Genomic DNA, 12,290 nt, shown 5'->3' with positions numbered 1-12,290 from the left:
TTCCTTTCCTGCTCTGAATCTGATGGGGCGTTGCCTCCCGTGTCTGACGTATGCCTTCCGAGTTTCTGCGCCTGCTGGTTCGGCGGTTTTCTCTGCTGCTGGGTGTGTACCTGTTGCTGCGACTGGGCTTCTACTTGTTCAACCAGGCAACTTTTCAGGCCCCGCCCGGCGAGGTGGCGTTGGCTTTCTGGCACGGGTTCCGGTTTGATATTGCCGCCCTGCTCCTGCTGAATCTGCCGTGGGTGGTGCTGAGTCTGGTGCCCAGCCGCCACCCGGCGTGGCAACGGATGCTGCGTGTGGTGTGGTTGCTGCTCAACAGCCTGGGCGTGGCCCTCAATCTGATTGACGTGGAGTACTTCCGCTTCATCGGGCGGCGCACCAGCAACGAGCTGCTGACCATTGGGGATGATGTGCGCCGACAGGCCGGGCAGTTGGTCCTGCAATACTGGTTTTTGCTGGTACCGTTTGCGGTGCTGCTGGCGGCCATGTGGTACTTCTACCCCATGCCCCAACAAGCTTCAACTGCCTCCACAACCTTGTCCCGTGGGCGGGCGGTGGGGCGCTATATGGTGCAGATGCTGGTGATGGGCGGGCTGGTGGTGCTGGGTATCCGGGGCGGGGTGCAGCTGAAACCCTTGCGTACCGGGCACGCCTTTATGCAAACGCCGCCGGTGCTAGGCCACGTGGCCCTCAACAGTACGTTTACCTTCCTCAAAAGCTTGGGCGCTGAAACGCTGGAGCGGCGCGAGTTCTTCACTTCCCCTGATTCGCTGCACCGGGCCTTGGCCGCCTTGCCGCCCAGCCCCCGCCCCGGTGCCCCGCACGACAACGTGGTGGTGCTGCTGCTGGAGAGTTTTGCCTCGGAGTACACCGGCATCGAAAATAACGGCCAGGGGTACACGCCGTTCTTCGATTCGCTGGCTACCAAGGGGCTGTTTTTCCGGGACCATTACGCCAACGGCCGCCGCTCCATTGAGGCGCTGCCAGCTGTACTGGCCGGGTTGCCGTCCCTCAATGAGCACCCATTCATCACCTCCCCTTTTCAAACCGATGAACTGCATGGGCTGGGCGAAATTCTGGGCCGGGCGGGCTATGCTACGTCCGTGTTTCACGGGGCCCAGAATGGTACGATGGGTTTTAACACGTTCAGCGGCATTGCAGGCGTGCAGCAGTACTATGGGTTGAACGAGTACCCCGGCGCCGAGAAAAGCCCGGACTTTGACGGGCACTGGGGCATTGCCGATGAGCCTTACCTGCAGTATTTCGCCCGGCAGCTAAGCCGGCAGCCGCAGCCGTTTTTCAGCACGGTGTTCACGCTCAGCTCGCACGAGCCGTTTGAGGTGCCCTGGCAGTATGCGAAGCGTTTTCCGGAGGGGACGCTGCCCATTCACCGGGTTATTGGGTACACTGATTTTGCCCTGCGCCAGTTCTTCAAAACGGCCAGCCGCCAACCCTGGTACCGAAACACGCTGTTCATTCTGCTGGCCGACCACACTTCTCAATCTGATAGGCCCGACTACCAGAATACGCTGGGTAACTACAAGACGCCGCTGCTGCTGTTTCACCCGGGCCGCCAGTTGCCGGCCGCCAACGTGCACCGCATTACCCAGCAGGCCGATGTGCCGGCCACCGTGCTGGATTACCTGAACATTCCGGCCGGTCGGCAACTGCTGCCGTTTGGCTACTCCGTGTTCGATGACAGCACTACGGGCCGGGCATTATTCCTGAGTGGGGGTTCCCTGTTCCTGGTGCATTCCGATTTTGTGACGGAGCTGACAGCCGATAACGCCGTGCAACTTTACCCCTACCGCACCCACCAACTGCCCCCCGAGCCCCTGGCCAACCCCAACCCGCGCACCGCACAGCAGTACGGCAACGAGCTGAAAGCCGCCGCCCAATATTTCACCGACGGTCTACTGGATAACCGTCTTTACCGCTAAGCCTAAGCGCTGGGCTCATCGTCGGTCAGCTCTGCCTGAATAGCTCTGATTTCTTCGGTATCGATGGGCTTATGAATCAAACCCGATACCAAATCATATTCCCGGGATTTTTCTAGGTCAGTAAGCGCCAGCGAGGAGGTGAGAATGTAGATGTGGCAGCGCCCCAGCAGGTCCTGCCGGTAGGGCTGCAGCGCATCCAGAAACTGCCATCCATCCATCACGGGCATATTCAGGTCCAGAAATACTACCTGGGGCGGGGTATCCCTAGTTTCCTGCACCAAGCGGCCCAACGCCTGCTGCGCCGAGTGAAACGTGCTGATGGAATCGGAAAATCCTTCGGCCCGCAGCAGCTGCTCCGTGAGGTAGATGCTGAGCGTATCATCGTCGATGAGGTAGGTTTTCACGGGCATAAAGCTAGAACAGAAGCGTGAACTGCGTACCCGCATCCTCAGCGCTCCAGACGCTGATGCGCCCATTCATTGCTTCTACGTGGGCTTTCACCAAATAGAGGCCGATGCCCCGGCCCGGCGTTTCGGGGTGGAACCGCCGATACAGCTGAAAAACGTCGCCCTGGTTTGGATTGAAGCCCTGGCCGTTGTCCTGCACCACCAGCTGCACCTGCCCATCCGGAAGCTGGGTGGCCTCTATCACTACGCGTAAGGGGCGGGCGTCGGAGCGGTATTTAATAGTGTTCGACAAAAGGTTGTGGAAAATGCTGTGGAAGTACGCCCGACTACCCGTAATCCGCAGCCCGGCCGGAATGCGGCATTCTACCTGTGCTCCGCAGGCATCCAGCTGCTGTTGCAGCGTGTGTAGCGCCTGCTGGCATACCTGAGCAATAGCAACCGGCTCGGTTCGCATGCTACCCTGCTGGTCGCGCACTGATAAGATGGTGGTTACATCGGCTACCACGGCATCCAGCAGTTGCAGGCTGGTTTGCAGATGTTTGAGCGACTCATCAAATACCGCCGACGCCTTATCCGTCTTGCCCAGCAGGGAGGCGTAGCCCAGCGAGTTGGCCAGCGGGGCGCGCAGGTTATGGGATACGATGTAGGTGAACTGCTGTAAGTCGGCGTTTTGCTTTTCCAGCCGCTTCAGCAGCAGTTGCTGCTGCTCCTCGGCCTCTTTCTGCGCCGATACGTCCTGCATGGCCCCGATCATCCGGAAGGCCCGGCCCTGCTCATCACGCAGAATATAGCCCCGGTCAAAGACGTGTGCCCAGGAGCCATCGGCCCGCTGGAACCGATACCGCTGCTGCCAGAACTCGTTGGTGGTTTCAAAAGCCGTATGGCGCAGGCCGGTCACTACCCGGTCGTGCTCATCAGGTGCCACAAAATCACCCCATTTGCTGAACGGGGTGGGATTCTCCTTCAGATGATGCCCAAACAAGGTTTCAAACCCTTCGCCCCAGTATAGGGTATCGGCGGCAATGTTCCAGTCGTAGAGCGCATCAGTGGTGGCTTTCAGCACGTACCTGAACCGCTCGTTGCTGACTTCCAGCCGGGCCTCGGCCTGCTTTTGCCGAGTAAGGTCGTGCACGATGCCTACCAGCTGACAGCTGCCATCGGCCGCAAACACGGGAGTTACGCTTACTTCACCGGTTTTCTGGCCAGTGGGGTAATCAGATACCTCCAACCAGCTTACCCGCTCACGGGTAGTAACGGCCTCCTGATAATACTGGAGTACTTCGCTCAGGGAATGTTGCGGGATAATGTTGTTTACCAACTGCCCCACCACCTTTTCACCCGGTAAGCCGGTGGTCGTTTCAAATGTTTTATTCACGTACACAAAGCGGTACTGCTCCCCTTCCTTGTTCAGCACGAACACTACATCGGCCGTGGCATCCAGAATGGTGGCTAAGTGCCGTTGACGTTCCAGAGCGGCCTGCGTAACCACCGGAGCCATAGCCTGCACCACGCCGTATAGCTGCGGCTGCTCTCCCGCCGCACTAGGCAAAGGCAGCAACAGGATGGTTATGGCCCCCACCTGCCCAGGCAACTCGGTTGTGAAATCAGTGGGGCGGCCAGACAGGGCCTGCTGTAGCAGTTGGGGCAGCAATTGCGCTTCGGGCGCGGAAAGCAATGCGGCCAAGTTGGTGCCCAGCAGTTCAGCAGCTGGCAGTTGCACCAACTCGGCGAAGCCTGCGGTAACCCGCAACACCATGCCGGTGGCATCCACCACCACCGCCCGCGGATTCATCACAAACTGAGCTTGCTCGGGTATGGTGGCAGTAGTGAACATAGGCAGCAACAACCAGCGTGCCAGCCGATTTGGCCGGCTCTACACGCAGATCCGAGCCTAAAGAAAGCGAATTACTATCACTCAACAGCAACTATCCGTTGTGGTAATTTCCTATTTCGTATTGCCGGAATACCAAGGCATCTCCGCCAGTTGCTGGTTGGTACGCAGCTCAAAGTTCACGCGCCAGCAAAAATGCTGCAGCCCATTGGTCAGCAGCAGCAGCGGAGCCCCAATGGTTTGGTTGTAAGTAGCCGCCTGCATAGCCACGGCGGCCGTAATGGGTACCGTGGGACGCTTGCATTCTACCAGCAGCAGCGGCTGGCCGGCGGCGTCCAGAGCAAGCAGGTCGGTGCGTTTCTGGCGTTGGTTGTAGCGGTGGCCCCGCTCTAGGCTCAGCAGGCCCTTGGGATAACCACGGTGGTTGATGAGGTAGTGCACCACGTGTTGGCGCACCCATTCCTCGGGCGTCAGCACTACATTTCGGCGGCGCAGCACATCCCAGATTAGCAAATTTTCGCTGGATTGTGTAACTTTGCAGTCGAAAGGCGGCAGGTTTAACTCTTGCATCACCTCCAAAGGTACGGCCCTGGGCACACAACTCCCGCTTTTCGCTCCGTACCGTCGCACCCCATTCCGTGGGTTCCGACGGTTTTTTTGTACCTGAATTTTCCGGCTGAGGGCTCCGGGTAGCGGCACGCAAGCTGCACCCGGTAAGCTCGCAGCCTTTTTCCAAGCAACAAACCTATATTTCCCGTATGAAGACTAAATCTGACATCGTCGAGAACTGGCTGCCCCGCTACACCGGCGTGGCTCTGAACGAGTTTGGGCAGTACATCCTGCTCACCAACTTCATCAACTACGTGCACATGTTTGCCGAGCAGTTCGGCACCGAAGTGCGCGGCCTTGATAAGCCCATGCAAACGGCTACGGCGGGCGGCATCACCATCATTAACTTCGGTATGGGCTCGCCCATGGCAGCTACCGTTATGGATTTGCTGTCGGCCATCAAGCCTAAAGCGGCGCTGTTCCTGGGTAAGTGCGGCGGTCTGAAAAACAAAACCAAGCTCGGTGACCTGATTCTGCCAATTGCTGCCATCCGGGGCGAGGGTACTTCCGACGACTATTTGCCGGCCGAAATTCCGGCCCTGCCGTCGTTCCGCCTGCAGCGGGCCGTGAGCAGCATGATCAAGAAGCACGAGAAGGACTACTGGACCGGCACGGTGTACACCACCAACCGCCGCGTGTGGGAGCACGACGAGAATTTCAAAGAATACCTGCGCCAGATCCGGGCTATGGCCGTGGACATGGAAACGGCCACCATTTTCACGGTAGGCTTCGTGAACGAAATTCCCCACGGTGCTCTGCTGCTGGTGAGCGACAACCCGATGACGCCCGAGGGCGTGAAAACCTCCGAGAGCGACAAGAAGGTAACGGCCGACTTCGTGAAGGCCCACCTGCAAATTGGCATTGACTCGCTGCTGGAACTGAAAAACTCCGGCGAATCGGTGAAGCACATGCGCTTCGAATAAGCGGAAAAAACTGCTACTTGCGGGGCCTGGGTTTCCTATGTTCTTGGGGAAGCCCAGGCCCTTCCGCTTCTGCCCGCGCGCACCTGCACCTATGCCCGAAGTTTCCTCGCCCCCGTACCTGTACATCAACTACGAAGGCCGCCGCCGCACCCTGCTGAGCCGGTGGCAGCGCTCCGTAATGCCGTTTGAGCTGCACCGGGGCTATGGACAACTGCTGGATACGGCCGCCGAGTACGAGTGCCACTATTGGCTGGTGGACATCACCCGACGCCTCTCGCCCCTGAGTGCCACGGACGTTTCGTGGCTGATGGAAGACTTTTTTCCACGGCTGCAGCCTCGCCTGGGTGCTACCGTATACCTGGCGTACGTAATGGCCTCGCACCAGCTGGCAGGCATGCTGGCTACCTCGTACACGCCTTACCAGGCCGACGAGCCCAACCTGCCCTATTATTTTCAGCGGTTCACCGATGAAGAAAGTGCCCGACAGTGGCTACGGCAGTGCCGCCGCAAAGCCCGCGCCAGGCAGTTGCGGTGAATGAGGCCCCGCTGCGTACATTCGCGGCATGACGTCGTTGCTCCTGAACTTCTGGCGGCCGGTGGTGGCCGTATCTGCCGCTGCCCTGACCCTTTCGGGCTGCCAAACTACCTCCCGCCAGCCCGCCGATGTAGTTGTGTACAATGCCACCGTGTACACCGTCGACTCGGCTTTTAGCACGGCCCAGGCCTTTGCCGTGAAGGATGGCAGGTTTGTGGCCGTAGGCACGGCCGAAGATATCCGGGCCCGGTACCAAGCCAAGCAGGAAGTTGACGCGCAGGGGCAGTTCATCTACCCAGGGTTTTACGATGCGCACTGTCACTTCTACCGCTATGCCCTGGGCCTGCGCGACGCCGATTTGGTGGGTACTACCTCATGGGCCCAAGTGGTGCAGAAGCTACAGCAGCAACGGCAGCAATACCCACAGGCCACCTGGCTAACGGGCCGGGGCTGGGACCAGAATGACTGGGCTAACAAGCAGTTCCCCACCAAGGATACCTTAGACGTCCTATTCCCAAATACGCCCGTATTCATCATTCGGGTGGATGGGCACGCCGCGCTGGTAAACCAGAAAGCCCTTGACCTGGCCGGCGTTACAGCCCGCACGCCCATTAGCGGCGGCACCATCACTAAGGATGAAACTGGTAAGCTTACCGGCTTGCTGGTAGATAACGCGGTACGGCTGGTGGCCGGCAAAATTCCGGAACCCACCGCCACTGAAGCCGAAACGGCTTTGCTGGAAGCCCAAAAGCGCTGTGTAGCCGTGGGCCTCACCAGCCTTGCCGATGCGGGCCTCGAGAAAGGTAACATTGACCGCATGGCCGCCTTGCAGGATGCGGGCAAGCTGAAGCTGCGCCTATACGCTATGCTGGCCCCTACCAAAGAGAATAAGGACTTTTACCTCAAAAATGGGCCGGTGTTCAAGGACCGCCTCACGGTGTGCTCCTTCAAAGTGTACGCCGATGGGGCCCTTGGCTCCCGGGGTGCCTGCCTGATTCACCCGTACTCTGACCGGCCCAAGGAAACCGGCTTCCTGCTTTCGTCGGTAGCCGATTTTCGGAATCTGGCGAAAGAGCTGGCCGCCAGTAAATTTCAGATGAACACCCATGCCATCGGCGACTCCTCGAACCGGCTGCTGCTGGATATTTACGGCGAAGCTCTCCGGGGCCAGAAGGACCGGCGTTGGCGCATTGAGCACGCGCAGGTGGTAAGCAAAGCCGATGTGCCTAAGTTTGGCCAGTACGGCATCGTGCCTTCGGTGCAGCCCACCCACGCTACTTCCGATATGTACTGGGCCGGTGAGCGGCTGGGCGCGGCCCGCCTTAAAACGGCCTACGCCTACAACGACCTGCGCAAGGAGTATGGCCAGGTAGCCCTGGGGTCTGATTTTCCGGTAGAAGATATCAACCCGCTGTTCGGCTTTCACTCGGCCGTGGCCCGGCAGGATGCCAAAAACTACCCGGCCGGTGGCTTCCAGATGGAAAACGCCCTGAGCCGGGAAGATGCCCTGCGGGGTATGACCACCTGGGCCGCCCACGCTGCCTTCGAGGACAAGCAGAAAGGCAGCATCCGCCCCGGTATGGCCGCCGACTTTGTGCTACTCAACACCGATTTGCTGAAGGCACCCAAGGCGTCCCTGCGCGCCGCTCAGGTGCAGCAAACATGGATAGCCGGGGAGCGGGTGTTTTCCCGCTAGGAAATCAGCGTCCCTTATTCTTTCTCAACCCAGTCAGTTACCGGCATACCTGAAAGGCCCACCACAGTACCGTGATGGGCCTTTCAGGTATGCCGGCTCTTATTTTCACTGCACCACAATGCGCCGCCGTACCCAACCGGCGGAGGCATATTCTACCTGAACTAAATACGTACCAGCCGCAACACGAGCCAGTGGAAGGATAAGCCGGGCCGCAGGCTGCTCCAGTGTCAGTACCGGTCGTCCCAGGGCGTCCAGCAGCTGCACCCGTTGCGGTTTGCTGGCGGCGTCCAGCTCCAGCTGTAGCACATCGTGCGCCGGAACCGGCCAGGCCGCCGTGCGGGTTTCAGTTACCGAAGGCCGTACCTGCAGTACGTTAGCATCCAGAATACGGACCAGCCCAACCGCACCAGTTACTCCCGTACCCGTCAGGGCGGTGCCGGCTAGTATAATGGCCCCATCCGGCTGTACCAACAACCGCCGAATGACACCTCCCAGGCCGGTGATGAAACTGGCATCGAAGCTACCGTTGGGCAACAGCCGCTCTACCCCATTTGCCTGAGCCACCAAGAGTCGCCCGTTTGGCTGCAGGGCTATGGCTGAGATAGGGCCGGCGTACTGCGAAGCAAACGTTCTGGGGTAAGCAAAGCCCGTATCAAGGGTGCCATTGGGCAGGTAGCGGCGCAAAACAGCATTACCAGGCCCGTTCTGAAACATTCCGCCTGCATAAATTTTGCCCGTAGCATCCAGTTCCAGCGTATTCACCTCTGAGGTGAACGTGCTTTCGAGGGTGGTGAAACCTGAATCCACCGAACCATCGGGGCGGAGCCGGGTGAGCATGAAGGCCTGCCGGTAAGATGGCCCATTACCTCCCATCAGCACATGCCCATCGGGCTGCAGGAATATAGTTCTGGGGGAAGTATCCGGGGTTGGGAGCGTAAACTGAAAGCTGGGGTCATATTGACCGGTACTGCCGTTCAGCCGCACAATATACTGGTCAGCCTCACCCGCCCCGCGCAGATTAAACAGCCCCGATACCAGCACCCTACCATCGGGCTGTACCAGCACCTTGCTTACCCCGCCCGATGTTCTGGCAGGTGGCGTGTACGGCGCGAAAGACGCGTCAAGTGCCCCAGAAGCCTCCAGCCGGCCTACATAGGTGCGGGGCGAGCCAGCCAGCGTGGTAAAGCTTCCTCCTACCAGAAGGCGGCCATCGGGCTGCAGTGCCAGCGAAGTAACCGGCCCGTTGGCCTGGCAGGCCGTGGTAAAGGCTACATCAAGGGTACCATTGGACTCCAGCCGGGCCAGTCTCGATGCCGCCACGCCGTTGATGGCTGTAAAATTGCCCCCTATGATGTATTTCCCATCTGCCTGCCGCACAACATCCTGTATGGTAGCAGGCAGCAACGTCCCGTTTTCAACCAACGTAGCCTGCACCGGCGGAAAAGCCGGGTCGATGCGGGAGGTTTGAGCTCTGGCAGGCCCATGCAGCATCCATACCGCGGCTAACACCGCAACACAATGGGTGATTCGGGTACAGCGTATCAGCATATAACAGAAGTAAGATAAGGCTGTTAACTTCTGGCTGAATATACTGTTTTATCTCACTCCCGTCATATAGCAGTCTGGCTTCTATCCCCAGCCCTGCTCGTCGGCGCTGGGGCCGTACATGCCAGGCAGCGGGATATCCAGCAGGCGCAGGTACACCGACAATTGCCCCCGGTGGTGGATGCTGTGGTTGAGGCCCATGATGCGGATGGCAGCAGCTTTGGGGCGCTCCATCAGGGTTTGCTCCCCGCGGTGCAGGCGGAAATTCTGCGTCAGCGTCTCATCCGATGACGCTTGTAGGGCTTGCCGTAGCGTGGCGCTGTATTGGTCGAAGCGGGCCAGCAACTCCTCGGAGCTAGTGGGCGTGGGGCCGGGTTTGGGCCCGTTGGGGTCAAGGAAGTCACGGGAATCAGCCTGCACAAACAGCTGGTTGAAGGCTAGCAGGTTCACAATGTGCGTGGCCAGCTGCCACAGCTTCATGCTTTTGGGGTGGGGCTGATAATCGGCTTTGTCGTAGGGTACGCGTTCCAGCAGCTTGCGAGTGGTAGCCAGCTCGTGGTCGAGTTCTGCCAGAATGTTTTGTTGGAGGGAAGTAGTGTGCATGCGCGGAGTAAGGTAGGTGGGGGAATAAATGCAAACGAGCATTGGGTTGCTCCCAATGCTCGTGCAAGTAACCAATACCAGGCAACTTATTTAGCGGGCTGGCACCGCCACGTTGGGCGTAGCCGGAGGCGGGCCAGGTACGTCATCGGGCGCGGTGGTAGTATCCCGCAATTTTTTACCCCGCAACTGTAGCAGGAAGATCAGCCCCAGAATAAAGAACACAATCAGGGCTAGAATGCTGTAGCGCATGTTGCCACCCGTCAGCTGTGAAATACCGCCGAATACGACCAACCCAACCACGATTCCCACTTTTTCCGTGACATCGAAGAAACTGAAATAAGCTGCGGAGTTTGGGGTGTTCTCAGGAATAATTTTAGAATATGTACTTCTAGACAGACTCTGAACTGCACCCATTGTCAAGCCGATAATAGATGCCAAAACGTAGAAGCTCCAGCCGGCCTGCACAAAATAGCCGGCAATACAAATCAGCATCCAGATGAATACTGCCCAGCTCAGGGCTCGGGTATTGCCAATGCGCTCTGAGAGCTTGGCAAACAGATACGCCCCCAAAATACCTACAATCTGCAACAGCAAAATGGTAATGATAAGCGACTTGCTGTCCAAGTGCAGTTCCTCGTCGCCGAACAGCGTAGCCACATACATCACCGTTTGCACGCCCATATTGTAAGTAAAATAGGCCAGCAGAAACCGCTTCAGATTTGGTTGGTGCTTAGTTTCTTCCCACACCTTTCCTAATTCCCGGAAACCGTTCAGCAGCCAGCCCGAATCGGTTGCCGTGCCGGCGGGACGGCCGGGGTCAGCGGGCAGCGTGAAGAAGGGAATCTGGGCGAAACCGGCCCACCAGATGCCCGTAAGCAGAAAGCTGTACCGGGTAGCTTCGCCCGCCGTGAGCCCAAACATGGGTGTACCGGAAAGCGTGGGCCCCTGAATGAGCATTAGGCAGAGAATCAGCAGCAGTACGGACCCAATGTAGCCCATGGAAAACCCTCGGGCCGAGAGCGAGTCGAACTTTTCCTCCGAAGAAATATCGGGCAGGTAAGAATTGTAAAATACAATAGACCCGGAAAAGCCTACTGTGGCCATTATGAACACAAACACACTGATAGTGAATGTGCTGGGCTCAAAGAAATACAGCCCGGCGCAGGACAGCGCGCCGATATAGCAGAAGATCTGCAGAAACAGCTTCTTACGGCCGGAGAAATCAGCCAAAGAAGTAAGCAGCGGACTTATCAACGCAATGATGAGGAAAGCCGCCGATACAGAATAGTTCTGCAGAGAAGTACCTGGAATGTGCATTCCCAGAAACTCAACCGGGGTTTTGCCACTGTCGGTGTTGGTAACCGCTTTTACCATGGAGCCCCAGTAAATAGGGAAAATACTGGAAGTGATTACCAGCGGATATACCGAGTTAGCCCAGTCGTAAAACGTCCAGCCAGTAGTAATACGCTTGTCATCCTTCGGAACGTGGTACAAATCAGGGGCGGCGGTAGCGTCGCTCATAAAGGCAATGGTTGAGGTAGGTTGCGAGCAAGATAACGGGATTTGGCGGTTGAAGTTGGCCCGTCCTGCTGCATCCTCTCCCGGGACTATTCGCTGGCCCGAAGCGCGGCCAGCTGAGCGGGGGTATCTACATCAAAAGCCCCGTCCGGAAACTCAACCGTGGCCACCAACTCAGCGTGTTGCCGAAGCACCTGCCCGGCCCCGGCCGCATCGGGAAGGGCAAGCAACAGTGGCAGCATGGAAGCCGCGAAAAACACGGGTACCCCCACGGTGCTGGCATAGGCCGAAGCCACAATTGGCTGGCCTGTTTGCTGGTGCACTCCCTCCAGTTCTTGCAACAGTTCAGTAGTTACCAACGGCTGGTCACAGAGCATTACGACAAAGCCGGTTGGGTTGCCAGTTGATGCTGATAACTGCGTGAGGCCGGTTTTCAGGGAAGCGCCCATGCCCTGCTCCCACTCCGGGCACCGCACCGCTTGCACAGGTAAATCAGTCAGCTCAGGCAGCAGTTCCTCGTGCAACGCTCCGGTAACTACCAGCACCGGCAGCCCTGCGGCGGCTGCCACGGCGGTTTCGGCGGCGCGGCGCAGCAGGCTTTTTCCCCGGAACTGCACTAATTGCTTAGGCTGCCCCAGCCGCGTAGAAGCTCCCGCTGCGAGTAGTATAACAGCTGGCACGGC

The 12,290-nt window shown here is 58.5% G+C and carries 11 protein-coding genes; 4 read left to right on the top strand and 7 right to left on the bottom strand.

The window, feature by feature from the left end; translation table 11 throughout:
* The first annotated feature begins 50 nt into the window (after positions 1–50).
* Positions 51–1,940 (top strand): LTA synthase family protein, encoded by a 1,890-nt coding sequence (locus LF252_RS03195; RefSeq protein WP_226267412.1) that lies wholly within the window; start codon positions 51–53, stop codon positions 1,938–1,940.
* A 2-nt stretch (positions 1,941–1,942) separates the two neighbouring features.
* Here the strand turns inward: LF252_RS03195 and LF252_RS03190 are convergent, their stop codons facing one another.
* The 3 genes from LF252_RS03190 to LF252_RS03180 all read right to left on the bottom strand — a co-directional run bounded on the left by LF252_RS03190 (position 1,943) and on the right by LF252_RS03180 (position 4,676).
* The gene (locus LF252_RS03190) at positions 1,943–2,350 is read right to left on the bottom strand and encodes a response regulator (protein WP_226267410.1); all 408 of its coding nucleotides are present in this window, start codon (positions 2,348–2,350) and stop codon (positions 1,943–1,945) included.
* A gap of 4 nt (positions 2,351–2,354) precedes the next feature.
* Positions 2,355–4,181, bottom strand: coding sequence for a sensor histidine kinase (locus LF252_RS03185; protein WP_226267408.1), 1,827 nt, complete (start codon positions 4,179–4,181; stop codon positions 2,355–2,357).
* 111 nt (positions 4,182–4,292) lie between these two features.
* Positions 4,293–4,676, bottom strand: a complete 384-nt coding sequence (locus LF252_RS03180; RefSeq protein ID WP_317197835.1) for a type I restriction enzyme HsdR N-terminal domain-containing protein — start codon at positions 4,674–4,676, stop codon at positions 4,293–4,295.
* Positions 4,677–4,936: 260 nt separating this feature from the next.
* On the opposite strand from LF252_RS03180, the gene LF252_RS03175 reads away from it, so the two are divergent.
* The 3 genes from LF252_RS03175 to LF252_RS03165 all read left to right on the top strand — a co-directional run bounded on the left by LF252_RS03175 (position 4,937) and on the right by LF252_RS03165 (position 7,941).
* The gene (locus LF252_RS03175; protein WP_226267404.1) at positions 4,937–5,710 is read left to right on the top strand and encodes an AMP nucleosidase; all 774 of its coding nucleotides are present in this window, start codon (positions 4,937–4,939) and stop codon (positions 5,708–5,710) included.
* A 91-nt stretch (positions 5,711–5,801) separates the two neighbouring features.
* Entirely contained in the window at positions 5,802–6,245 is a 444-nt protein-coding gene (locus tag LF252_RS03170; RefSeq protein WP_226267402.1) for a hypothetical protein, read from the top strand.
* 28 nt (positions 6,246–6,273) lie between these two features.
* The gene (locus LF252_RS03165) at positions 6,274–7,941 is read left to right on the top strand and encodes an amidohydrolase (protein ID WP_226267391.1); all 1,668 of its coding nucleotides are present in this window, start codon (positions 6,274–6,276) and stop codon (positions 7,939–7,941) included.
* A gap of 105 nt (positions 7,942–8,046) precedes the next feature.
* On the opposite strand, the gene LF252_RS03160 is transcribed toward LF252_RS03165, so the two are convergent.
* The 4 genes from LF252_RS03160 to LF252_RS03145 all read right to left on the bottom strand — a co-directional run bounded on the left by LF252_RS03160 (position 8,047) and on the right by LF252_RS03145 (position 12,287).
* Positions 8,047–9,432, bottom strand: coding sequence for a T9SS type A sorting domain-containing protein (locus tag LF252_RS03160; protein WP_226267390.1), 1,386 nt, complete (start codon positions 9,430–9,432; stop codon positions 8,047–8,049).
* Positions 9,433–9,570: 138 nt separating this feature from the next.
* Positions 9,571–10,089 (bottom strand): DinB family protein, encoded by a 519-nt coding sequence (locus LF252_RS03155; protein WP_226267380.1) that lies wholly within the window; start codon positions 10,087–10,089, stop codon positions 9,571–9,573.
* Between the two features lie 90 nt (positions 10,090–10,179).
* Positions 10,180–11,610, bottom strand: a complete 1,431-nt coding sequence (locus LF252_RS03150) for an MFS transporter (protein WP_226267378.1) — start codon at positions 11,608–11,610, stop codon at positions 10,180–10,182.
* Positions 11,611–11,696: 86 nt separating this feature from the next.
* Entirely contained in the window at positions 11,697–12,287 is a 591-nt protein-coding gene (locus LF252_RS03145) for a nucleotidyltransferase family protein (protein ID WP_226267375.1), read from the bottom strand.
* Positions 12,288–12,290: the final 3 nt, after the last annotated feature.

The organism is Hymenobacter pini, assembly GCF_020421205.1.
In the GTDB taxonomy this organism is placed as follows: Bacteria; Bacteroidota; Bacteroidia; order Cytophagales; family Hymenobacteraceae; genus Hymenobacter; species Hymenobacter pini.
The sequence above is the reverse complement of the archived record's forward strand: the minus strand, read 5'-3'. Positions and strand labels throughout refer to the sequence as shown.